At 44.4% G+C, this 23,123-nt stretch carries 19 protein-coding genes, 3 tRNA genes and 1 pseudogene; 10 read left to right on the top strand and 13 right to left on the bottom strand.

The features are described from left to right. Positions 1-1,079: 1,079 nt before the first annotated feature. The 8 genes from L4D76_RS20715 to L4D76_RS20680 all read left to right on the top strand — a co-directional run bounded on the left by L4D76_RS20715 (position 1,080) and on the right by L4D76_RS20680 (position 9,481). Positions 1,080-3,968 carry a pyridoxal phosphate-dependent class III aminotransferase gene (locus tag L4D76_RS20715; protein WP_428442773.1) on the top strand — a complete coding sequence of 963 codons (2,889 nt, stop codon included), beginning with the start codon at positions 1,080-1,082 and terminating at the stop codon, positions 3,966-3,968. 100 nt (positions 3,969-4,068) lie between these two features. Then, positions 4,069-5,313: a carboxynorspermidine synthase gene (locus L4D76_RS20710; RefSeq protein ID WP_428442772.1), complete on the top strand. Its 1,245-nt coding sequence runs from the start codon at positions 4,069-4,071 to the stop codon at positions 5,311-5,313. Between the two features lie 293 nt (positions 5,314-5,606). Beyond that, a complete protein-coding gene (nspC, locus tag L4D76_RS20705) occupies positions 5,607-6,740 on the top strand; it encodes a carboxynorspermidine decarboxylase (protein ID WP_428442771.1) in 1,134 nt (377 codons plus the stop codon). 177 nt (positions 6,741-6,917) lie between these two features. Then, positions 6,918-7,166, top strand: a complete 249-nt coding sequence (locus L4D76_RS20700) for a hypothetical protein (RefSeq protein ID WP_428442770.1) — start codon at positions 6,918-6,920, stop codon at positions 7,164-7,166. A 225-nt stretch (positions 7,167-7,391) separates the two neighbouring features. Continuing rightward, positions 7,392-7,465, top strand: a tRNA-Cys gene (locus tag L4D76_RS20695). A 119-nt stretch (positions 7,466-7,584) separates the two neighbouring features. Next, positions 7,585-7,671 (top strand) — tRNA-Leu (locus L4D76_RS20690). Positions 7,672-7,718: 47 nt separating this feature from the next. Continuing rightward, positions 7,719-7,792, top strand: a tRNA-Cys gene (locus tag L4D76_RS20685). A 396-nt stretch (positions 7,793-8,188) separates the two neighbouring features. Continuing rightward, positions 8,189-9,481, top strand: a complete 1,293-nt coding sequence (locus L4D76_RS20680; RefSeq protein ID WP_428442769.1) for a rhodanese-like domain-containing protein — start codon at positions 8,189-8,191, stop codon at positions 9,479-9,481. Positions 9,482-9,614: 133 nt separating this feature from the next. Here the strand turns inward: L4D76_RS20680 and L4D76_RS20675 are convergent, their stop codons facing one another. The 13 genes from L4D76_RS20675 to L4D76_RS20615 all read right to left on the bottom strand — a co-directional run bounded on the left by L4D76_RS20675 (position 9,615) and on the right by L4D76_RS20615 (position 22,359). Further along, on the bottom strand, positions 9,615-10,316 hold the full coding sequence (locus tag L4D76_RS20675) for a hypothetical protein (protein WP_428442768.1): 702 nt from the start codon (positions 10,314-10,316) through the stop codon (positions 9,615-9,617). Beyond that, positions 10,313-10,513 carry a hypothetical protein gene (locus L4D76_RS20670; RefSeq protein ID WP_428442767.1) on the bottom strand — a complete coding sequence of 67 codons (201 nt, stop codon included), beginning with the start codon at positions 10,511-10,513 and terminating at the stop codon, positions 10,313-10,315. Before L4D76_RS20670 ends, L4D76_RS20675 begins: the two co-directional genes overlap by 4 nt. Next, positions 10,513-11,772 (bottom strand): FMN-binding protein, encoded by a 1,260-nt coding sequence (locus L4D76_RS20665; RefSeq protein ID WP_428442766.1) that lies wholly within the window; start codon positions 11,770-11,772, stop codon positions 10,513-10,515. The genes L4D76_RS20670 and L4D76_RS20665 overlap by 1 nt, the downstream gene beginning before the upstream one ends. A 127-nt stretch (positions 11,773-11,899) precedes the next feature. Beyond that, positions 11,900-12,178: a hypothetical protein gene (locus L4D76_RS20660; protein ID WP_428442765.1), complete on the bottom strand. Its 279-nt coding sequence runs from the start codon at positions 12,176-12,178 to the stop codon at positions 11,900-11,902. Between the two features lie 12 nt (positions 12,179-12,190). Beyond that, a complete protein-coding gene (locus L4D76_RS20655; protein ID WP_428442764.1) occupies positions 12,191-13,768 on the bottom strand; it encodes a reductive dehalogenase in 1,578 nt (525 codons plus the stop codon). Between the two features lie 445 nt (positions 13,769-14,213). Further along, complete coding sequence (locus L4D76_RS20650) at positions 14,214-14,465, bottom strand: hypothetical protein (RefSeq protein WP_428442763.1); 252 nt, start codon at positions 14,463-14,465, stop codon at positions 14,214-14,216. Between the two features lie 302 nt (positions 14,466-14,767). Beyond that, positions 14,768-15,739, bottom strand: a complete 972-nt coding sequence (locus L4D76_RS20645; protein WP_428442762.1) for an AraC family transcriptional regulator — start codon at positions 15,737-15,739, stop codon at positions 14,768-14,770. A gap of 470 nt (positions 15,740-16,209) precedes the next feature. Continuing rightward, positions 16,210-16,701 carry a PadR family transcriptional regulator gene (locus L4D76_RS20640; protein ID WP_428442761.1) on the bottom strand — a complete coding sequence of 164 codons (492 nt, stop codon included), beginning with the start codon at positions 16,699-16,701 and terminating at the stop codon, positions 16,210-16,212. A 234-nt stretch (positions 16,702-16,935) separates the two neighbouring features. Further along, a complete protein-coding gene (locus L4D76_RS20635) occupies positions 16,936-17,535 on the bottom strand; it encodes a molecular chaperone TorD family protein (protein WP_428442760.1) in 600 nt (199 codons plus the stop codon). 27 nt (positions 17,536-17,562) lie between these two features. Next, positions 17,563-18,462, bottom strand: a complete 900-nt coding sequence (locus L4D76_RS20630; RefSeq protein WP_428442759.1) for a 4Fe-4S binding protein — start codon at positions 18,460-18,462, stop codon at positions 17,563-17,565. A 15-nt stretch (positions 18,463-18,477) separates the two neighbouring features. Continuing rightward, positions 18,478-19,326: a dimethyl sulfoxide reductase anchor subunit family protein gene (locus tag L4D76_RS20625; protein WP_428442758.1), complete on the bottom strand. Its 849-nt coding sequence runs from the start codon at positions 19,324-19,326 to the stop codon at positions 18,478-18,480. Continuing rightward, positions 19,319-19,987: a DMSO/selenate family reductase complex B subunit gene (locus L4D76_RS20620; protein WP_428442757.1), complete on the bottom strand. Its 669-nt coding sequence runs from the start codon at positions 19,985-19,987 to the stop codon at positions 19,319-19,321. The genes L4D76_RS20625 and L4D76_RS20620 overlap by 8 nt, the downstream gene beginning before the upstream one ends. Beyond that, positions 19,984-22,359 (bottom strand): DMSO/selenate family reductase complex A subunit, encoded by a 2,376-nt coding sequence (locus tag L4D76_RS20615; RefSeq protein ID WP_428442756.1) that lies wholly within the window; start codon positions 22,357-22,359, stop codon positions 19,984-19,986. Before L4D76_RS20615 ends, L4D76_RS20620 begins: the two co-directional genes overlap by 4 nt. 372 nt (positions 22,360-22,731) lie before the next feature. Between L4D76_RS20615 and L4D76_RS20610 the strand changes: the two are divergent. After that, positions 22,732-22,815: pseudogene (locus L4D76_RS20610) on the top strand (IS6 family transposase); the annotation flags it as partial. Between the two features lie 84 nt (positions 22,816-22,899). Beyond that, the gene (locus tag L4D76_RS20605) at positions 22,900-23,106 is read left to right on the top strand and encodes a type 2 periplasmic-binding domain-containing protein (protein ID WP_428442755.1); all 207 of its coding nucleotides are present in this window, start codon (positions 22,900-22,902) and stop codon (positions 23,104-23,106) included. The last annotated feature ends 17 nt before the right edge of the window (positions 23,107-23,123 follow it).

Raw genomic sequence — 23,123 nt, 5'->3', positions numbered from 1 at the left:
AGGTTGAGGTCACGCCTGCACCTCGAAGATCGGGAGCCTCGTGYGTCGCTCCAAATACGAAACCCYGACAGAAATGTCGGGGTTTTTTATTATCTAAAATTCAACGCRCAAGCTTGCCAAGGYTGAGGTCACGCCTGCACCTCGAAGATCGGGAGCCTCGTGYGTCGCTCCAAATACGAAACCCYGACAGAAATGTCGGGGTTTTTTATTATCTAAAATTCAACGCGCAAGCTTGCCAAGGCTGAGGTCACGCCTGCACCTCGAAGATCAGCCAGTAACTTTTCAGTGAAATTTTAAAGAATTACATACCAATGATATTCATTGTGTTTAGTGATGAGAATTGTTTGTAGTCGATATCAACGTCAGCACAATGGACTTACCTGATTAGTTCATGTCTTGATAGGAGAACATTCTAATAATTGAAGGGTAATGTCTGAAATTCGGTAGAAATGAGAGTATTACGTGGAGGTAATAAGCTTTTCTAGTTTTAGCTTCTAATACAGTCATTTAAACTTGGTGCATAATGTTGTTTGAGGTCGGATGTTGTATTTGTTTTCAAATATGTCTTGTCATGGAAAACGACATTGTGATATTTTGCGCGCAATCTCAGGGGAAGTATCACTGAGACATATGCGTTGTGATGAATTCAGGCCGATTATGTCACAACGTGCCGTAGGTACTAATGAAACTTTCATTAGTAGAAGGGCATTAATAGCGCAGACCTGACAAGAATAATGCAGGCGCATATTGAAGGAACCCAACAGTGAATACTCAATCCTTATTTATTCAAATCAGTTTTGTCTTGCCTAACTGCAGTATTATTACTGAGCCTTGAACCTTCTGATTTAAATCATTTCAGCCTATTGCTGTAAACATTCGAATTTTCACCGGCTATTCCCGGTGGTGTTTGTATGCACTTAATATCGTTAAATACTGAACGTGCAATTAAAAATCGAATGGTCAAATTTTGACTATGTGAATTTTGCGCGTACCTGTTTGCTATGAAATGGCTTCAGGATTTTCTTTCACGCCGTAAGGCGTTCGATAAGTGCATGACGTAATGATTTTGGAAAATTACCATGAACAATGTGTTTGACTTAGATGCGCTAAAGCTGGCGTCAAATGTCCCTGTAGTTCACGAACTATACGATTTAACTCCTGATGAATTATTGCTAAGCCAAGAGCACTATGAATCAGAAGTTCGCTCATACCCACGACGTTTGCCTTTGGCAATAGTTAAAGCTTCGGGTGCTATGGTTGAAGACAGCCGTGGCCAGTTCTTTCTTGATTGCTTAGCCGGTGCAGGCACGCTTGCGTTGGGTTATAACCACCCGGAAATTAATCAAGCGATCATCGATCAGTTAAATGCAGGTCTGCCATATCAGACCTTAGACATCACAACACCTGTAAAAGACAAGTTCATTAAAGAAGTGATGAATTTTCTGCCAGATGATTTTGCTAAAAACGCGTGTATCCAATTCTGTGGTCCTTCAGGTGCTGATGCCGTTGAAGCGGCTATCAAGCTCGCAAAGCAAACCACAGGCCGTAATACGATGGCAGCTTTCCATGGTGCTTACCATGGTATGACCAACGGTACGATGGCGATGATGGGGAATCTGAATACTAAAGCGCGTCGCCAGGGTTTGATGGCTGATGTCCATTTTCTGCCTTTCCCGTATAGTTTACGCTGCCCGTTTGGCCTGAAAGGCGAGGAAGGAGCGAAACAGAGCCTTCGTTATATTGAGCGTATGCTAAGTGATGACGAGAGCGGTGTACAAAAACCAGCAGCTATCATTGTTGAACCTGTACAAGGCGAGGGCGGTGTTATTCCGGCTCCTGCATTCTGGCTACAAGAATTGCGTCGGATCACCAAAGAACACGGTATCCTTCTGATCTTTGACGAAATCCAGTGCGGTATCGGTAAAACCGGTCATAATTTTGCGTTCGAAGAAGCGGGTGTTACCCCTGATATTCTTTGCCTGTCTAAAGCGGTTGGCGGCGGCTTGCCGATGTCACTGCTTATTTTTGATAAGTCGATTGATACCTGGTTGCCGGGTGAGCACACAGGTACATTCCGTGGTAATCAACTGGCAATGGCAACGGGTGCAAAAACGTTGGAAATTATCCGCCGTGATAACCTGGTTGAGCATGCACAACAAGCCGGTCAGTACCTGCGTGAAGGTTTAGAGCGTATTGCACAGTACACCGATTGTATTGCAGAAGTACGTGGCAAAGGCTTGATGTTAGGTGCTGAAATTGTAAAACCTAACGGCCAGAAGAATAAATTCGGCGAGCCTGAAGCTGATCCGGAGATGACAGCGAAGATTCAACGCGCTGCACTAGAGCGTGGATTGATCATCGAAAAAGGTGGTCGCCAGGGTTCGGTTCTGCGTTTCCTTCCGCCATTAATTATCACTCGCGAGCAGATTGATTTTGCTCTCGATGCGCTAAGCAAAGCGATTATCGCGACGGCAGGTCCAGCGAAAGTTGTTGAGCCTGCAGTTGCTAACGAGCAAGATGAGTGGCGTTCTTACTTTATTCACACAGGTGAAGGTGGTGCTGACCATTTTGAAGCTGCACTCAATCAGACGACGCAAGTTCTGAAGCAGGTCTTTGAAGGTACACAAGCGCCATATTCTGGTCTGGAACCGCAAATTTTAAAATCGATGATTAACAACATCGATCTTGATCATCAGCAGTTACCGCTGGAAACCGTTATTGAGCAGACAGGCGAACTGATCGCTAAGAACTCAATCATGGTTCAGCATCCACATTGCATTGCCCACCTGCATACGCCGCCGCTTTTGCCAGCCATTGCTGCTGAGGCGTTTATTAGTTCTTTGAACCAGTCGATGGATTCATGGGATCAGGCAAGCTCCGCGACTTTTGTCGAACAGAAGGTCGTTGATTGGTTATGCGGTGTTTATAACTTAGGTGAGCAAGCCGACGGCGTATTCACCAGTGGTGGCACACAAAGTAACCTGATGGGGTTATTGCTGGCACGTGACTGGGCGGCAGACACCATTTCCGGGCATAACATCCAGAAAGATGGCCTGCCTGATTACGCTTCTAAGCTGCGTATTCTCTGTTCTAAAAAGTCGCACTTCACCGTTCAGAAATCTGCATCGTTGATGGGCTTGGGTGAGCATGCGGTTGAGTGTGTTGATACCAATCCAGACGGTACGATTAAGCTTGCTGCGCTGGTGACAACGGTTGAAACGCTGAAGCGAGATGGTTTACTGCCGTTTGCTTTGGTCGGTACTGCGGGTACAACAGATCACGGTGCTATCGATGATTTGGCGAACATGGCCGACATTGCAGAGCAGCATAACCTATGGCTCCATGTTGATGGCGCATACGGTGGCGCTCTGATCCTGAGTCGTCATAAATCTCGTCTGCATGGTATCGAGAAAGCGGACTCTGTGAGTGTCGATTTCCACAAGCTGTTCTATCAACCAATCAGTTGTGGTGCAGTATTGATTAAAGACAAAGAGAACTTTAAGTACTTACTGCATCATGCCGATTATCTGAATCGTGAAGATGATTTACTGCCAAATCTGGTGGATAAATCGATCGCGACGACTAAGCGTTTTGATGCCTTGAAAGTGTTGATGACGATGCAGTGTGTGGGTACCCAGGCTCTGGGTGCTATGTATGATCACTTGCTGGGTCAGACACAGCAGGTTGCTGATCTTATCAATCATTCGAATGATTTTGAATTGCTGGCAGATCCTGCGTTATCAACGGTTCTGTTCCGCTATACCGGAAATCAGTCTGCTGATTTAGATCAATTGAATAAACAACTTCGAATTGAAGCATTAGTGAAGGGTGTTGCGGTACTGGGTGAAACGGTTGTCGATGGCCAGGTCGCACTTAAATTTACGATTCTAAACCCTTGTCTTAAAATGTCGGACTTCGAGTCTTTACTGAACGGAATTAACCAGCTGGCACTGTCGCTAGGTAAGTAAGCTGGGTAATTAAGAAAGAACGTAACGATTCACCCCGTCGCCGTTGCGACGGGGTGTAAACAACAACTTTTTTCTGAATAAATACGGAAAACGAATAACTATGGCTATTTTACAAATCGGTGCTGGTGGTGTTGGTTGGGTTATTGCTCATAAAGCGGCACAAAACAATGATGTTCTAGGTGATATCACGATCGCTTCTCGTACAGTGAGCAAGTGTGAAAAGATTATTGAGTCGATCAAAGGTCGCAATAACCTGAAAGATCCATCAAAGAAACTGGAATCGCGTGCTGTAAATGCAGATGACGTTGATGCTCTGGTTGCACTGATCAAAGAAGTCCAGCCAGATCTCGTCATCAACGCCGGTCCTCCGTGGGTTAATGTCGCGATCATGGAAGCCTGTTACCAGGCGAAAGTCTCTTACCTGGATACGTCTGTAGCGGTTGACTTGTGCAGCGAAGGCCAGCAAGTGCCTGAAGCTTACGATCCACAGTGGGCATTCCGCGAAAAGTTCGAAGAAGCGGGCATCACAGGTATTCTGGGTGCTGGTTTTGATCCGGGCGTTGTTAGCGTATTTGCTGCTTACGCGGTGAAGCATCTGTTCGATGAGATCGATACTATCGACGTGATGGACGTGAACGCAGGCGATCACGGTAAGAAGTTCGCGACGAACTTCGATCCGGAAACGAACATGCTGGAAGTACAAGGTGATTCTTTCTACTGGGAAAATCAGGAGTGGAAACAGGTACCTTGTCACACCCGTATGCTTGAGTTTGATTTCCCTGAAGTGGGTAGCCACAAGGTTTACTCAATGGCGCACGATGAAGTACGTTCAATGAAAGAATTCATCCCTGCGAATCGCATTGAATTCTGGATGGGCTTTGGTGATGCATACCTGAACTACTTCAATTGCATGCGTGATATTGGTCTGTTAAGTCCAGATCCCGTGACGCTACAAGACGGTACAGTGGTTGAGCCTCTTAAAGTACTGAAAGCTATCTTGCCAGATCCAACCTCACTGGCACCGGGCTACACGGGTAAAACCTGTATCGGTACTTGGGTGCAAGGTATTAAAGATGGCAAGCCACGTAGCGTATTCATCTACAACAATGCTGATCACGAAGTCGCGTACAAAGATGTTGAACACCAGGCAATCTCATACACGACAGGCGTGCCTGCAATTACGGCTGCACTAATGTACTTCCGTAACGAGTGGAGTGGTAAAGGCGTGTTCAATATGGAACAGCTGAACCCGGATCCGTTCCTGGAGCTAATGCCAACAATCGGTCTTGATTGGGGTGTTCAGGAGCTTGAAGTTGCTCAGCCAGACATTCAGATTCTAAAGTAATCGAATTTTAGTATCGAGTGGTTAGTGCCGAGTATCGAGTGCCTAGTACCCTTTCACACAGGTTTTGACTAGTTGAAGCACGTCATCCCGGAATCGAGGAACGAGATATCCGGGATCCAGTTCTAACCGTGTGCGCCTTAGATTCCGTATAAGTTCGTTCCTCACTTTACGGAATGACGATGATTGGTGACTGAACTGGTCAAAATTTCTGTGATTAAGTACCTAGGTTCTCGATACTTAAATATTAAGCCGATGTTAATTGCATCGGCTTTATTCCGTTTTAGGAAGATGAGATGAACAAGCAAGCATTAAAAACCCCTTATTTCATGATTGATGAAAGTAAGTTGATTGCCAATCTTGAGAAAGCAAAACGGCTGAAAGAGCTGTCTGGTGCCAAGCTGGTGTTAGCACTGAAATGCTTCTCGACCTGGGGTGTGTTTGACATTATCCAACCTTATCTTGATGGCACAACAAGCAGCGGTCCGTATGAAGTAAAGCTGGGCCATGAAACCTTTGGCGGTGAAACGCACGCATATAGTGTGGGCTACAGCGAAGATGATGTGAAAGAAGTGGCTGACATCTGCGACAAGATGATCTTCAATTCACAAAATCAGCTAGCGGCTTACCGTCATATTGTTGAAGGAAAAGCATCTCTGGGTTTACGTTTGAACCCGGGTGTCAGCTATGCAGGTCAGGATTTAGCGAATCCCGCTCGTCAATTCTCTCGTCTGGGCGTGCAGTGTGATCATATTGCCCCGGCAGTCTTCAGCGAGATTGACGGTGTCATGTTCCACATGAACTGTGAAAACAAAGATGAAGACGCGTTCATCGCTTTGCTGAACGACATCTCGGATAAGTTTGGGGAATACCTGGATCAGTTAGACTGGGTTAGCCTTGGCGGCGGTGTGTTCTTTACATGGCCGGGTTACGATATTGAAAAACTGGCTGCGGCGTTAAAAGCGTTTTCTGAAAAACATAGTGTTCAGCTCTATCTGGAGCCTGGAGAAGCAATCATCACGAAAACGACGGATCTTGTCGTGACGGTGGTTGACGTGGTTGAAAATGAAATCAAGACGGCGATCGTCGATAGTGCGACTGAAGCCCATCGCCTGGATACCTTGATCTACGATGAGCCTGCGTCTATTGCTGAAGCGAGCGAGCAGGGAATACACCAGTACGTGATTGGCAGTTGCTCTTGTCTTGCTGGCGATCAGTTCTGCGTTACTCAATTTGACAAGCCGCTGGAAATTGGCCAGCGCCTGCACATTATGGACAGCGCCGGTTATACCATGGTGAAACTGAACTGGTTCAACGGCCTCAAAATGCCATCTGTGTACTGTGAGCGTTCCAATGGTGATATCGAAAAGCTGAATGAATTTGGCTATGAGGACTTTAAACGTTCCTTGTCCCAATGGTCCGTTTCCTAAGTATTCCAAACCAAGTTACCAAATTAAAAAAGGCCGATTATCGGCCTTTTTCTTTACTGTGAGCTAATACCAATCGGAATAAGAATTTGGTCATATACTTTTCCTGATTGGTATGAGTTGTAAATACTCAATGGGTTGATTAAGGTAATGTTCTATTGCTAGCGGAGTAACTTTGAGATGGGATATTTACCTGTAATGATTGTTGCTATTGTTTTTGCCTTTATAGGGCTTAATCGATACCTGCAACATATGGCTAAAATGAAAGAGCTTGAACTTGAACATATCAAAAATCAGCAGGCGGGGGCTACCAATAACGATCTGGAAAAAGAGTTACAGGCTCTGAAAGAGCGGGTGAATGTGTTAGAAAAGATTGTTACTGACCGAAAATACCAACTAGATGAAGAAATACGCTCACTTAAAAAATAAGATCTGCGCATTAGAGTAACTTCACATTGATTCAGGCTGTGGCGTTGATTTAATCGATAATGGAACGCTTTTTAACTGCATTTGTTGGTTTTTAACCACTCAATTGAAAAGTAACAATATTTTATTGACTCATTTTTAAAAATCAGTAAATTACACTTCATACCGCAGCGGGAGAGCCTGTTAAGCGGTGAGTAATCAACTGATTACTTGTAGATGTAACACGATGGCGCGTTGGCAGAGTGGCTATGCAGCGGATTGCAAATCCGTGTACCTCGGTTCGACTCCGGGACGCGCCTCCATTCTCTATTGAGAATCGGAACAAAGAATAATTTGCAGTATTGATGTTCCAGTTAAGAAATCAGTACTTAGATGGTGTCTAACTTAAATCAGTTACGAGCACCGCAATCAAGAATTGCGTGCCCTGGTGGTGGAATTGGTAGACACAAGGGATTTAAAATCCCTCGACGTTCGCGTTGTGCCGGTTCAAGTCCGGCCCGGGGCACCATCTTACTTTTGTCTTTACCATAGAAGCAGAAGTACGCAATCAAATATGGCGCGTTGGCAGAGTGGCTATGCAGCGGATTGCAAATCCGTGTACCTCGGTTCGACTCCGGGACGCGCCTCCATAATCTCTTAGATTAAATCCTTTTGAAATGACGATAAATATCATTAATTGCTCGTTATTCAAAGATGGTGTTTGACCATCGAAATCATATCAAGCCAGCTTAACGCTGGTTTTTTTGTGCCTGAAACCTGAAGAATTTCCGCCTGATTTCCTTCCCATTTTTCTTTTTGCTGCAGTTTGAGCCTTATTAAGGATAAAAATCCTTAGAAAATGTGGATAAGCTCAAGTTTTTTTTATTAGCATTTGCGAATATAAGGATACACTAATTAATAAAGGCGCTAAATGGAATGCTATAACTTGAACGTTCGATGCATGTTCGCGACTTTTCCCTGATTAATTTCACTCTTTATAAGAGTTGTTATGAGTGGATGCATAACTTTTTCATTGGAGGATCCATATGTTTAAGAAAGCAGTCATATTATTTTCCCTATTTCTTATGCCGCTCTCACTGATGGCGGCAGAAATGGGTGGCAAAATCCAGTCAATTTCTCTAGAAGCCAAAGTGATTCAGTTCGTTAACCCTAAGACAAAAACAGTTACCGTCATCAAGTTTAACGATGAGACAAAACTTGAGAGCGCAGAATCTTTCGAAGACTTTATCGTTAATACCAAGATTAAAGTAACGGTTGATGACAACATGCTTGCCAGCAAGATCAAACGAATTTTGGTCAAACTGCCTAAAGAACAGATCATTGGAACTGACGAACTCGAAGAAATGATTGAGGGCGGTCAGCCTCTTTTCATCGGTGATGCTCGTCCTCAGGGTAAATATAACATTGGACATATTCCAGGTTCGAAGGCAACGCCAGCTAGTGAGCTTGAAAAAAATCTTGGTTGGTTACCAGAAAACAAAATGACGCCACTGGTATTTTATTGCGGAGGCGTAACATGTCCGCTAAGCCCTAAAGCGTTAAAGATCGCCAAGATGAACGGTTATGAAAACGTAAGAGCTTATGTTGACGGCTTCCCTGCGTGGAAAGAAGAGGTTTACCCCGTTCATGTCAATCGTGGTTGGCTGAAGAAGAACCTCGACAAGCATCACGTCGTGCTTGATGTCAGAGATGCTCCTGATACCTTCATCAAAGGTGCTGTTCACCTTCCTGCATCCCAGCTTGTGCAAATGCACCAAAAGTGGAATAAAGAAAAATTCCCGACGAAGAAACGCACCATCTACGGGCTGAGAGACAAGAAAGCACCTATTACCATCGTTGCAAACAGTGAAGCCAGTGAAGAGGCGATCGAAGCATTTGAGATACTGACATTCTGGAAGTTCAAAAATGTTGCCATCTTAAGTGGTGGAATGGCGTCGTGGAGTAGTGATCAGCTTCCTCTGGGAACCGGAAAGATTGCTACCAATCTGGATTATGTGAAGAAGCTTGCTAAAGGGGCAATTGAAGAAACCGCTTTTGTTGAGGCAGTTAAAGCCGGTAAAGTAACGATTATCGATGTTCGCTCTGCAGATGAAGTGAGCAAAGGCCGCTTGGAAAAATCAATTAATATCCCCCTTGAAGAGCTTGATCAGCACTTGAGTCAGATCCCCAAGACGGGTTTAGTGGTTATTCATTGTATGGGGGGATCGCGAGCAGCAATTGCCTATACCACGCTGACCAATAAAGGTTATTCCAACGTTAAATTCCTCGATGATTCATTAGAGGACATCGCCAAAGAAAACGGAATTAAACTGATTTAAAAAATGATGTTTTTCAGAGGACGAATGCCTGTCAGCGATGCTGACAGGCATTTTTTTAGGAATACTGAGACTTTCTTGGTCATGTAATGCGATATGTTTTGCTAGCCAAGCCGTCTATGTAGCCTCAGGTTTTTCAGCTCGTTGTTGTGTTACAGCAGGTTGCTGAATTGCCTTCAGCCTTGCCGGAAAAAATCATTGTAAGGAATTGATTTTTTTCGCGTACGAGTTGCTTTAAACGCATCACCACTTCGCTTACACGATGATCGAACGGGTCAGATAGCACGCGTTGAGCGTGCTCAAACTCTCCCTGTTGCCGATAAATTTCCGCTTTAAGCAATCGACCCGCATCTTCATCGCCAAGCAGGGGCAGCAGCGCCTGCAGGTTTTGCTGTTCTTGTTCGGTGAACAGGACTGTTGGATCTGAATAACGGCGTTGATCATTACTTCTTTGCCAGAACTTGAGTCGCAGATAGGGGTGATAGTGTTCGGCAATGTTGCCGAGTTGCTGCAATAGCATCTCGTAATCTGCCAGGGTTAATGACAAATAAGAGTGATCACCCGTGTCAGCGGGATCTTCTTGCTGCGGATAGGGTTTTAGATCAGACAGGCAAACAATGTTGTTACAGTGGCGGCATCGGCCCAGTAAATCCTGATTGGGCATCTGATCGGTTTCCAGGAAACCATCGCTCCAGAGCGTGCCTCCCAGGGTATTGCCTGACAGCAAAGGGATAATTTCGATTGCACTTTGACAATGGGTACAAGCTTTATAAACAGCCGTGCCGAACTCCAGCTCTGCGTATGCTTTATCGCTCTCAACTTGCCATGTGTTTGTCATTTTCCGGACTCCTGCGATTGGTTTTCTTGAAACGTTTGTACTTTTGCCTGAACTTGGTCGATGGCCCCGCCTACCAGTCGGCTCTCTCCGATTTTCAGTGCTGACTGGAGGAAAAAAATGATGATCAACGCCATTGTAGCGACGAACAGCATTAGCGCGAACTTGTTCGGCTGCTTTTTCTTTTTAGTGGTGGCCATTATTTAGATCTCCTCGGGCTTTGTCGAGCGTTGTTTTCCGTTATATCGATAGCTGGAATTGATTGTGTTTTCAGTCTGCTAGGGCGCTTGAAAGATTTCACCGCTTTGGTGCGCATGCGCACTAATTCATTGAGCGTAAAGCCCACGGGGCAAAACAGTCGGCACCAGAAATCAGGAATAAACAGTGCACCCAGTAACGAGAAGGGCAAGATGTACCACTGCATTCCCATACCTTCTAAAGCGAACATCATGGAGAAGGGTTCGTAGGAGCCGAGCGCCGGGTGTCGGGATAAGAAAATCAGCATCAATGACATCCAGATCAGCGTCAGAATGATGCTTCTGGCGTTACGAGTGACTTGTGGTGTCAGATTCAGACGGATCCCGCTTATCTTATGCAATAACCCCTGTACAGTACTAAAAGGGCAGAGATTGTTGCAGTAGATGTTGCGACGAAGAAATATGATCCCGCCAAAAACGCTCAGCATCATAATCCACCAAATAGGGTGATGCTTGGGGCTGGGGAAATAGCCCAGCAGAATTGAACTGAGGCTGCCAAAACTGATCGAGGCGTTGGTATAGATCCCCACATATGCCAATGACAACAGGGGAATGATTGCTTTCAGGATCCGGCTTAGCTTGCTTTGATACTGGTTGGCAAATACCACCAAAGCGACCAATAACAACAGGCCCGCTTCTTTTATGCCAAACTGCCACTGCTCTTCTTGCCAGACCGAGGGCATTTTCAGGTGGTTCACTGCGCCGAGATGAACAGCCTGACGCACCGCCGACGTGATTCCGCGTGCCGATATTGTGGCGCCGGAATAACCATCAATGTCTGAATCAATCAGAAAATCATCGGTGATCAACTTGTTGTTAAACTGGTTAAAGAAGTGCTTTTTTTTCAAGCGCTCTATGTAGGGAGGTGTTTCGGTGTTGGAAAGCAGGACCARCTTCTGGATCCGGGGACCGGTATCAGTATGATGCGCAAGGATTCCGACCATCATCGGGCCGCCGTAACCTTCGCCTTCTCCTAGTACTACCACGTCTGCGTCATCAGTTTTTTGTTTTACCAGGTTAAAAACAATMGGTTTTTCACTTTGGTGATCCGCACGYTCCAGTTYTAAATCTCCCAGATAGTGGGATAGCATCGCTTGGTGATTTGGCTGGGAAGCAAGCTGTCCGATCACGAAGGCAGCCAGCAAACTAAGCCAGGCCAGCGTTTTTAAAAGGGTTATCGTACGGGAATGAGTTACTCGCATTACCTACTCCGAGTTACTGTGTTAAACAAATCAGCGTTGGAGGGATCACCGCCAACGCTGATTACATTTTTATGGTTCTATACCCAAGTGATTTCAAGGTGCTTGAGTTACTTGGGTATATAGGTGTTTACAACATTGCGCCTTTCGGCACGAACTTACGCCAGGCCAGAATGATCATCAACAAACCAGGTATGCTGAAGAACATCAGCCCCATCGAACCAGATTGAGCGACGCCTTCAAAGAAAGAGGCGCCGGCCCAGCCGATACCGAACAAGATAGCCAAACAGCCTGTGATCATTATTCCCCAGCCGTACCAGGGAAGCTTCACTTTAAGAGAAAGATACGCCAGCCCCAGCACCGATAAAGTGAACAGGATACCCATAGAAAACCACTGTATTAATTCCATATTTGCGCTCCTTTATGCCTTGCCTACCGCACCAAACACATTGCGGTTGCTTGAGTTGACCCGCATGCCTTCACCTGTTTTCCAGAATTTCTTCACTTTTTCCGGGTTCTGGGTCGAACCGTAACCGAAGGCCGGGTGAAGTTCTGCCATCATGCTGTGAATAATTTTTGGTGTGTATGGGTTAATCGCCATGATGAACCAATGGTGCCAATAGTCCGGTTCGTTGAAGGTACAGGAGGCGGAGCAGGCACCGCAGTCAGTATCACTTTCGAACCAGTAGTCCAAACACTTTTTGGCATCGGTATGAAACTTCTTAATCCCTTCGTGGTTGGACCATGAGTAGCCTGGTTGTTCTGAATGCTCTCCCTCGAAGTTAAAGTGGGTGTCATCGGCCATGTCAATGGCGCCGCTAGGGCATGCGTCGCCGCACTTTTTACAGCTCTTACAAAAATCGGTGATCCCCCAGCTGTGTGGGCCGTCGTACTCGATAAAATCCATATCGGTGTACACTTTGCACAGACGTACGCGAGGGCCATAACCTGGTACGATCAACTGGTTGTTACGCCCGCCTTCGCCCAGACCGGCCGCGATGCCATAAGCAACTGAATTTCCTAGGTCATTTCCGCAGGCCACCGCTTGAAAACCAAGTCCTCTGATAAATTTGGCCATACTTGAGGCCAGCGTCGCCATTTTGGTATAACCATCACCGGCCGTACCTGCACAGGTTTTACTCGGTGCCGTTGCCAGATTGTCGTAATCCATAGGCACGGCCATGACGATGACGGTCTTGGGCACAAAAGGAAAATCATGCTCCCAGCTCAACTCTCGGTCCTGAACTTTGAAGTGCTCCATCGCCGTCTTCATCGCTCCGGCCACTTGTTTCTGATCGCGAATCTTGTTTACCCCTTGTTTCTCCATCGTCTCCAGCATTTCAGGGGTTACACCGGCATCATAGATAGGGTTATAATCCCAGCGTGTATCGCGACGAGCAATACCACAGCGCACCGCACCATACAAACGGGCAGCAGAACGGATCGCATCAGAAGCTTCTTTTTCTGAGCCGAATTGATACTGTTCGTGCTCTACATCGGACTGATCCCACGAGTATATACGGCTATTAGGCACACCAATGGCGGCCAAGTGCAGCTCTGTCGTGTAAGGGGGGAACCAAGATGAATGTTGGAGGGCATTATCCAGTTGGGTAAAACCCGGGCGGGTATTGTCCCAGCCTTTGAATTCATATCCAGGCACCTGCAACTGGAAGTTATAGTGGGGATTGTCTTTGTTTAAACGGCCAAATTGCTCATTGCGTTCGGGGTGTTTCATCATCATCAGTGGACTTATCGCATAAGACCACACTGTGTTACGTTGCGCAAAGGGCTTGAAATCATCGGTAACTTCAGGCCAGTTGGGATCTTCTTGCCCTTGAACGGACCCTTTGCCTGCGGCATAGCTGCCTATGCCTGCCACTAATGCGGCGCCCCCTCCGACTGCCGCACGTTTGAAAAACGTTCGGCGGGCCGGATTATCTAAGTCTGCGCCAAGCTGCTCATTGGCGGTATCATTCTGAGAAATATTTTTTGTAGTCATGGCTCTTCCAGGTCAGCAATCAAAACTAAAAATGGCTCGTCGCGTGATATGCGCCGGGCCATTAGATTGTGAGTGGGATAATAGACCTAAAAACTGCCAGGAAAGTGTCACTAAATGGTATTAGACTATGTTCATCTAATGAAATAATATTCCGGGCGTTTGGTTTGGATGGTGATGACTGGGCGTCGTAAAATGATTTCGATCATTAAAAGAAGTGGTTTTTAAGTGGCAAGTTTGATATTACACAAAAAAACAGCCTAACCATGACAGAGCACCAGTCGTCGTGAAAGCGGTGTTTTCTGCGTCTTTTGTGATAGTGTTAACACTTTAAATTGAAGATTTATGTGATGACATAACCTCTCATGGAATGGGGATCAGAGTTAGATTTTGTTGCAGAGCATGATAGCGCACCGGAGTACAATGCCAATGTCGTTTAGCTTTCAACCTACGCAGCCAGTCCGTTGATGGATTTGCGGAAGTCGACAAAGTGACGGTAGAGATAAATGGCCGGCGGGATTATCATGACTGCAGCTATCTCCGTAGTTTTTACAAGGTACTCGGGCAACATGCCCTGAGGGATACTCAACTCGATCTCGTTAAACGACAACGTCATGTTAGCCAACTTAGGTCTGGCAAAATGATACTCGGTGGTGCTCTCAACGACTTGCGCCCGAACAAAGCTGCTCGACATTATCACCGGCTCGCTTAATCAAGCTGCACTTAGCTAAAAGGGTGGAAGTGGCCAGTCGATGTTGACGGTAAAAACTCTTTGAGGGTGAGCGTGCTGTTTTCATACTCGAGGATCAGCGCTTGCCATTCCGACGTTTCGACATTCACCATATCTCCGGTTCATTAAGGGAAATATGATGATATACACGTTGAAGGGCTATTTGAATGTGGTGATCATGGAGCGCTTACAATAGTGCAGCTAACTCCATCAGTTAATAACTATTTGGTCAAAAAACTTAATGTGAAGACGATTGAAGCCCGAACCATAGTTCAGGCTTTATTTTTTTTATCGACTTTATATTGCTTTCTATATTGGCTAGGGGAGACATGCATTCTATTTGTAAAGGCGCGACTAAAGTTAGTTGGACTCTTGTAACCAGCAATGCTCGCAATTCCCTGAATAGCGATATCAGTTTCTGTTAGCAGTCGAGATGTTTGTTCAATGCGATAAGAAGTAACGATTTCTCTGTAAGTCGTATTTTCTTCAACTAGCCATCTTTTTAGCGTGGCAGAGCTCGTACCAAACATGGAGGCGATTTGCTCTAGATTGGGCAATTCACCACTATACTTAAATAGTATTTTATATATATTCCCAGTGGTATTCTCTTTTGTTTTTAATAGAGATAGCTGTTGTACACACTGTTTTTCAACCACTTTGTAAAGCTCCGGATTATAGTGTGTTTGAACAAGTTTTAATGCAGAATCTCGAAAAAATAGTTGATTCGATGTTTGATTAAACTCAACCGGACATTGAAACGCTTTTTCATAAGTTGCAGCGTTATGGGAAGCATCAAACTTGAAACAGACTTTTTTCAATAATTTTTTCTTTGACCAGTTTAAGCTCAATAGATTAGCCAGACACAAAAGCATAGATTCAGCAAAAAAACGTTTTAAAACATCACTAGTCGCAGGAATATCAAACAGTTCAAAGCTAACTTCACTCCCTAAGTGAATTTTCCCTTTAAATGGCCCCTCTAAAGGCCAATACCTCAGCAAATTGTCTAATGCTTGAATAAAATCTCTCGAAAAGTGAATCACATAGCTGAGTATTCCGGGAGAAAGTAAATTGAACCCCTCCCCACAAATGATTCCAAAATGTTCAATTTCTGTTGCTGCTAAACACTTTTCAACACAGCAGAAATACAACTTTATTGGAATCATTTCAGGTTTTGCTTCTAATGCCTCCCTGTCTAATTCGGACTCCGTGAACAAGTCGTTAAGGTCAAAACCTTCCTTTTCCATCACTTTTACCAGCTGAATTAAAAGGTTGCTTCCAACTAGTACATTACAATTCTTATCCAAATGATCCACGTCACGCTACTCGAAATGTAAGCTAATATCCCATTATACTCGTTATTCTTCTAGCGAATACAGCTTCCATACCTGAACGATAGTCCATATTTATTAAATGTTAATCTCAGGATGAGATCGCGAATTATTTTTGAGCGATTATTACGAGTTATGCCAATTTTATTAATTATTTAACCATTCAGAACACCACTGGGAGTAAAGTTCAAGGATGGCGATTGATAGAAAAGTGGTTCTCTTTTGAAATCGCTATACACCTAAATTGGCTTCCAGTGGTGTTCTCTATGGGCGAATTTAAATTGTTTTATTCTACGTTAATAAATTTCAATTTAGAGCCTCGAGATTTTTTTCATATTACTCCCATATTGTAACCACAAATTACAGTATCATTTTTTCCATTTAAGCTACTTTTTGGCAAGATGCTTTATCACGTCAGCGCAATAGTCCAGTTCAGTGGTATGATGATAAATCTCGCGGAACATGCATAGATGCTCAACAGGGCAATCCTCTTTTATCATTTTTGTTTTAATCAATAATATCGCTGCAGTCAGTTGCTCAGCGAGTGTTTCAAAATATTTTTTGTTGCCAGATTTAATCATAACCGTGTGGATACTGTGAACCGGAGAAATGATCGGAGTCGTGTCTTTTGCAGCCTCAATAGCAGCGTGACCAGCAGCCGTGATTGAATACGGTTTACGGTTTGGCTTGCCTTCTTGCAGGACGGTTGTGAACGTAACCAGCCCCAATTTATTCAGCTTGACCAGTTCACGATATACCTGTTGATGAGATGAACGCCATACGTGGCTTTTTGACATAGACCGAGTTAATTCATAACCAGTTGCATTTCCATTCTGCAACAAAAATAAAATGTGCACTGCTAGATTATTTAATTTCATTTTGCTTTTCTATTATCAACGTTGTTTCAGTGCTATCAGGGTAAATAAAGATAGCCCCCTCCAGATTTCTTCGTTAACTTATTTGCTTAACTACATTATCAAATAGTCAGGACGCAAGTATGAATATTGGCCATCAAAGGTTAAGTTAACAAGCTGGTAACTCATGCTCTTGCCCTGATGTTAAGCCAACATTGTATTGAAATGAGAACTTGTACAAAACTGAGAAAAGACATTCTAATTAGATGACAACGATTCGTTAAAGATAATAGAAAGTGTCCATTCAGTAAGCTTCACAAAACTATCTATTACATCCGGTAACGGAAGTTCTTGCAGTTTGCTCAAATAGATATACACCCATGGTGCCATATGGCTACGGTAAAACTCTTCTAACAAAGGATAATTATCTACATGAGCTAAGTGAGCCATTATCATCAGCATCAAACCAATGTGGTCTACCGGTTCCTGAGCACCAGTATTTAGTTCAATTTGATATCGTGCTAAGAATTTCTCAACCGCTATCGTCGTTTCGGTATTCATCGCCTGTTCAGGATCCATATAGACAGCTCCCCATGGAGGAACGGGAAGTGAATACTCCAACCCAAAGTACTGTTTCCAATCTGACAGTGATAATGTTTTAAGCTTGTTCAAAACCTTATCACGTTCTTGCAATTGATAACTTGGAATATTTTCAATATCCACCCAAGTTTTATGCCAGCTATCAGAAGCAAAGTAATTGGCCACGGCACCAAACTCATCACTTCCCGGTGCGTAACGGTAAAGTAACGCCAGCGTATTTAACGAGTGTGGAATGGGATCGAATAAAGACTCTTTCATTATCTTCTCCGGTAATAATTGATTGCATTACTCTTTCATGCGATCGCTTCTAGCATTAGTGCAAATAAAGCATTGTTTTTGTGATTGATCTTGAGAGTAAAATGAATTTAGACAATGCTCACAAGTAAGGGAATATAATTTTAATGTACTGGTGTTCGACTTCTCTCCTCGGTTAACAGTAAGTGCTTGTGGCAAACAAGCTGCCAAACAGTGCTTGCAGTTGTTACAGCGTGATGAGTCTATTACAAGAGAGGCTTTCTCGTCACTCCTGGTCAAAGACAGCGCACCTTGTTTACACACTCTGGTACACGTAAGGCAACTGTTACAGGCTTCTGTATCTATCAATACTTCATAAGTGTGAGATTCAAGTGCTGTTGCTGCTAATTGGCCGCTACCGTTTGTTGATTTTTCTTTTTTTTGCGATTGGGCTCCTACCACACCTAATCTTGTTAAAAGTCGGCGTTTATTGAGACTAACTTGGTGCTCGAACTTAATTGTTAATGGCTCACAACTCTTAGGCAACGCTCGATTTACCCGTTCAAGGAGCTGCTGTAAGGATGTTACATGCTCAGGGTTATCTCCTTCACAAAGCAAACCTTTAATTTGCTTCTGTTTCACCCAAAGTATCAACTCCCCAGAACTAAGGACCATGCCAGGGGTAACACAAAGCCAGCTATCTCGAAGATCACGGACTGGCATAGTCACCCCTTTGATTGCACCTGATTTACAGACTAGAAGGCAGGTTCCGCAACTAATACACTTATCAGCATCAATTCGGTGATTGCTAATAGCATTTGTCGGACACACATTCTCGCAAGCACTACAAGAAATCATCGAGAACTGCTCATCGGCACAGTCTGTCATATCTATATGTGGTAATTCACGTTTCTCGACAAACTCTAACGCAGTCTTTGCAAGCAAACGCATCCAACCTCGCCTCTGTTAAATATTGAACAAGTAAAAGTGCACACGACACAGCAATTCGTACAGTGTAACCATTCCAATAATCGCAACCAGCACAGGTGAAAAAAACGTTTTTTTAGTACGAGGGTATCCGTCGTGAATCAGGTAGAACACAATCAATACAGCTCCGACTATCCCAAAAATCCAACCTGCCAGTAGGATTGGAAAATAATGGTAGAAGGCGCTGACGGAGTCCCAGGGAAACATGAGACCCTGCGCAGCCTGACGAACGTCTAGATTTGTGAGTAAATCGACTTGAGTGATGGCTCTAATGACCATTATCACGAGGATCATTAGCAACAGTTGAGTGATAACCTTACTCTGCGTTTGGCTGAGACGTGATAAATACACAATAGCAACTAAAGAACCAAGCAGCAGCATACCACCAACATGAAGTGCAATACTGTAGTTAGTGCTCCAGGTTAGAATCGACGACGAGCGGTAAATATTCGCCAAACAAAATACATCAAAAGCCCCTGCTACAGCGGCAATACCAAGTATGTGCGAATTTATTACTCTCTTGGACCAGCTCATTAAAAACAATATCCCAACAAGGCCAATAAATGCTGGTGCAAAGATCGCTTCACGACTCAGCCATGACGTCCAAAAATTGGTGAGCGCATAAGGTGCATTCAATGGATAGTTCATATGAGTTGAAGAAATCAACAATCCGACAGCGGCTGTTGCCGCTATACCAAACATCGTCCATGTCAGAAAATCACCCTTAACATCGGCTAATATGGTTCTCCGATACAAAAAAAACATAATGCTAAAGCCAACTGCCGACTGAAGCAGTATTGAAAAAATGATCAGGCTTAACTCATTCATTGTTGTTCTCCTTAATCGCACCTTTATTTGGTTTAATCACCAAATTGGGCTTAGTAATCGATGCTGAAGGCATTCCTTTTACTTCACTTAATTGACCATATTTGGCTCGAAGTTCGCTAATTTTTCCGAACTTAATGGCGTGAAGCGGACAGGTCTCAACACATACCGGCATTTTTCCTTCCGCAAGTCTGTCTATACACATATCGCACTTGCTCATTTGTCCAGCTTCTGGATCCATTTGCGGTGCACCGTATGGACACGACCAAGAGCAATAACCGCATCCAACACAGCGATCAGTATTTACGCGCACAATGCCATCCCCCGGGCGTTTATGCATCGCCTGAGTCGGACAGTTCTTAGTACAGATAGGGTCGTCACAATGATTGCATGAGATCGACAATGTATACGCAAATACATTGTTCTTGTACGCACCAGTTGGGGTTTTCTCGAATCCTCCGCCTGAAACTTCGTAAACGCGTCGAAAACGCCGCCCCACTTCTAAGTTGTTCTTATCTTTACAGGCTACCTGACAGGCCTTACAGCCCGAGCATAGTGATGAATCGATGAAGAAGCCGAGCTGCTCATCACTAACAGGTTCGTACTCAACGAAAGGAATTTTCTCACCGAAGAATGAGTGTTTGTTGTTTGTACTTGAACTCATACGCTTTTCACCTCAACTAACATGGTCTTGTGCGAATTGCCTTTACCAATCGGCGACTGAAGATGCCCCGACAAGGTATTGGCACAACCACCCTTATCTACACCATTTTTATCTACATCACGCCAAGCACCATTTGCTAAACCCACAACACCAGGCATAATCCGCGGTGTAATTTTCGCAGGAATTTCAACGGTACCGCGCTCATTAAACACATGGACCGTCTGTTCGTGTTCAATTCCGCGAGCTTGCGCATCGATAGGATTAATCCAAAGCTCCTGACGTTTTACTTCTTGCAACCACGGATTGTTATAGAAAGTTGAGTTAGCCCGGTTGATCGGCTTCCACGTTATTAGTTGAAGCGGAAACTGCTTGACCATACTCTCGTCTGCAAAGCTTTCAAGAGAAGGTTGATAGTGAGAAAGTGCTGGAATTTCGGCATTTTTCATGTCAAATAGCGATTTGGAAAAAATCTCTATCTTTCCTGAGCGCGTTGGAAATGGATTATTTTTGGGGTCTTCGATTTGCGCCTGATAGGCAACGGTATTGATCTTACTTTTAATAAGATGAGTGCCTTTTTCTACCATAGTATTCCAGTCCGGTAGTTTTTCATCCGGATACATACCTCGGTACGTTTCCCAGAAATGGCGAACCCACTCTTCTTCATTTCTGCCTTCAGTGAACTTCTCACCAACGCCCAATTTGTCTGCTACTTCCGCTAACCATTCATAGTCTGTACGACGTTCAAACTCTCGCCTGACAACTGGTTTGGATATTTTTGCGTAGTCTCCAAAAACCCATGGAAACGCAACATTCCAACGTTCTGCAAATGAAGTTTCCGGCAATACCAGATCAGCATACTTCGCGGATGGGGTCATATACAGATCGCTAACTACGATAAATTCACATAAAGAATCGTCTTCAAGTGCTTTAACCGCTCGGTTTACGTTCTGGTTCTGGTTTGCTAAATAGTTACTAGCCAAACTGAAGATCATTTTCACTGGCGTATTCAGTTTTTCTGCGCCTTGAAGACCCGTTTCTGAGGTTACTTTTTCCGGTGACGCTATCGCCTCCGTTAATGTGGTAAACGACATCGCATGTTTAATGGGATTTTCAAGTGAATCGGTATGAGCAGGAAAACGGAAGCTTGCTGGCATGATTAAGGCCCCGGCCCATCCGCCACTCACACCAATGTTTCCAGTAATAGCAGGTAGCAATACGGTACTGCGGGTAACGTGCTCACCTCGGTAGTGACGGCTAGGTCCTAACCCCATAATCAGAGCGGCAGGTTTCGCAGTCGCATAATCTCTTGCTAACTGACGAATAACACCAGCTTCTACACCTGTGATTGATTCTGCCCACTCCGGTGTCTTTTTAACGCCATCTTTTTCTCCCATCAGATATGCCATCATAGACTCACCTTTTGGCACGCCTTCAGGTAGAGAGTCTTCGGTAAAACCGTGAGTATATTTGTCTATAAATGCTTGGTTATGCAGGTTTTCTGTGACAATGACATACAGCATGGCTTCAATTAGAGCGCTGTCCGATGTTGGACGAAGTGGTATCCACTGATCAGCATAAGCCGCTACTGTATCACTAAATCTCGGATCGACGACTACAATACGCTTCCCGTCACGCTTGAGCTGCTGGAAGAAATGGTTAGAGTTGCCATATATGGTTTCCGCTGGGTTGTGCCCCCACAAAATAATCAACTCTGAGTCATGTAAGGTTTCCAAAGAACTAGCAGCCAGTGGCATTCCACCGTAGCTGTGTAATGTACCAATAAGGGCATTGATATGAGACGGGCCACCGTGAGCAGGTAAATATCCACCAGTAAGGTTCATTAGTCGTTTGGCCATTGCATGGCCATTTAACGCACCAAAAGCTACGCCAGAGCCTTCGACCAAATAACGACTATCTGGACCATATTCCTCAGTAATACGTTTGATATTGCTCGCGATCAGAGTAGTGGCTTCGTCCCAACTTATACGTTTAAACTTACCTTCACCTCGCTTCCCTACTCTCTTCATTGGATATTTCAGACGATCCGGGTGGTTGATAAATTTACGATAACTTCTGCCACGAACGCAGGCACGCATAAGAGGCATTTCTTCATCAACGTCATCGTCAGGTATCGTACTAATGCGTACGAGCCTATCATCCTGAATGTGAGCTCGAATGTCACATTTGCCGCCACAGTCAAAGGTACTGCATGTCTGAACTATTTTTTCTTCGATACTAGTTGAAGGGATTGCGTTGCCACTTTCTTTTGCAGAGACCACACTTGACGTTATAAATGGAACTGCCGCAGTAACTGTTCCGCTGGCCTTAAGAAATTTTCGACGAGACAACAAAGGTTGTTTCATGTTGTTCATTTTACACCTTGCGTAGAGCGTCTATTGGTTAGATAACAACCATCATACTAAGCACCCCCGCTCTAAAATTGATCTGAGACAAGCCATGAAAAATACAAACGCCAAATGTTACAATCATGTAAATTAAACGATGTGGCACCAATCTCTCTTTCCAATTAAATATCATTTAAGCTCACCAGAATTGTCACATTCCTATACAGGCGATTAGTGATTGCATTTTGCTCAAACACCTTAGATTGTTTCCTGATAACCTAAGAATCCGTATCTTCACTTGTCCCTTTTGGGATCCTCCGTATCAAGGTGGTTATCACTGAATCTTAAGCAGTTAATAAACGTTTTAGTCGCAAACAGGGGTGGTAGGTTATGATTTTCATTAACGTTGAGTTTTGGAATAACGGCCACATGCTGAGCCTTATTGAGATCCTTTCAATTAATCATCTGAAAAATATTGTCGAATAAAGTCATCGAAGAGTGAAAGGCAAAATGCATCTGGGACTGGGATGGAAGTAGCCATGAATATGGCACTGAACGATTACGGCATTGCCTGGCTCCCCGAACTTTCTATGCCGACAATATGTCGCACAAGGGCGCTTGGTTGTCCTGTTTGACGGCAAGTTTGCACATGTGGTTCCGACTTACGCCATCTACCCGAGAAGCTGCCCGTCTACAACCCAGGCCTTTATTCACTTTATGCGTTACAACAAGCTGTTTGGCTTGCCGCTGTCACCTCAAAATAATGGCATTTAGCTGCCTTGAGGCACTAA

Source organism: Photobacterium sagamiensis, from assembly GCF_050337085.1.
GTDB lineage: Bacteria > Pseudomonadota > Gammaproteobacteria > Enterobacterales > Vibrionaceae > Photobacterium > Photobacterium sagamiensis.
This window is presented reverse-complemented; position numbering and strand designations above follow the sequence as displayed.

What these genes read in the sequence shown, in the direction of transcription:
- L4D76_RS20675 (WP_428442768.1), bottom strand. Translation starts at nt 10,316, where the DNA reads ATGACAAACACATGGCAAGTTGAGAGCGATAAAGCATACGCAGAGCTG.
- L4D76_RS20655 (WP_428442764.1), bottom strand. Translation starts at nt 13,768, where the DNA reads ATGACTACAAAAAATATTTCTCAGAATGATACCGCCAATGAGCAGCTT.
- L4D76_RS20630 (WP_428442759.1), bottom strand. Translation starts at nt 18,462, where the DNA reads ATGCGTTTGCTTGCAAAGACTGCGTTAGAGTTTGTCGAGAAACGTGAA.
- L4D76_RS20645 (WP_428442762.1), bottom strand. Translation starts at nt 15,739, where the DNA reads ATGGAAAAGGAAGGTTTTGACCTTAACGACTTGTTCACGGAGTCCGAA.
- L4D76_RS20625 (WP_428442758.1), bottom strand. Translation starts at nt 19,326, where the DNA reads ATGAATGAGTTAAGCCTGATCATTTTTTCAATACTGCTTCAGTCGGCA.
- L4D76_RS20700 (WP_428442770.1), top strand. Translation starts at nt 6,918, where the DNA reads ATGGGATATTTACCTGTAATGATTGTTGCTATTGTTTTTGCCTTTATA.
- L4D76_RS20680 (WP_428442769.1), top strand. Translation starts at nt 8,189, where the DNA reads ATGTTTAAGAAAGCAGTCATATTATTTTCCCTATTTCTTATGCCGCTC.
- L4D76_RS20660 (WP_428442765.1), bottom strand. Translation starts at nt 12,178, where the DNA reads ATGGAATTAATACAGTGGTTTTCTATGGGTATCCTGTTCACTTTATCG.
- nspC (WP_428442771.1), top strand. Translation starts at nt 5,607, where the DNA reads ATGAACAAGCAAGCATTAAAAACCCCTTATTTCATGATTGATGAAAGT.
- L4D76_RS20670 (WP_428442767.1), bottom strand. Translation starts at nt 10,513, where the DNA reads ATGGCCACCACTAAAAAGAAAAAGCAGCCGAACAAGTTCGCGCTAATG.
- L4D76_RS20710 (WP_428442772.1), top strand. Translation starts at nt 4,069, where the DNA reads ATGGCTATTTTACAAATCGGTGCTGGTGGTGTTGGTTGGGTTATTGCT.
- L4D76_RS20615 (WP_428442756.1), bottom strand. Translation starts at nt 22,359, where the DNA reads ATGAACAACATGAAACAACCTTTGTTGTCTCGTCGAAAATTTCTTAAG.
- L4D76_RS20620 (WP_428442757.1), bottom strand. Translation starts at nt 19,987, where the DNA reads ATGAGTTCAAGTACAAACAACAAACACTCATTCTTCGGTGAGAAAATT.
- L4D76_RS20715 (WP_428442773.1), top strand. Translation starts at nt 1,080, where the DNA reads ATGAACAATGTGTTTGACTTAGATGCGCTAAAGCTGGCGTCAAATGTC.
- L4D76_RS20635 (WP_428442760.1), bottom strand. Translation starts at nt 17,535, where the DNA reads ATGAAAGAGTCTTTATTCGATCCCATTCCACACTCGTTAAATACGCTG.
- L4D76_RS20640 (WP_428442761.1), bottom strand. Translation starts at nt 16,701, where the DNA reads ATGAAATTAAATAATCTAGCAGTGCACATTTTATTTTTGTTGCAGAAT.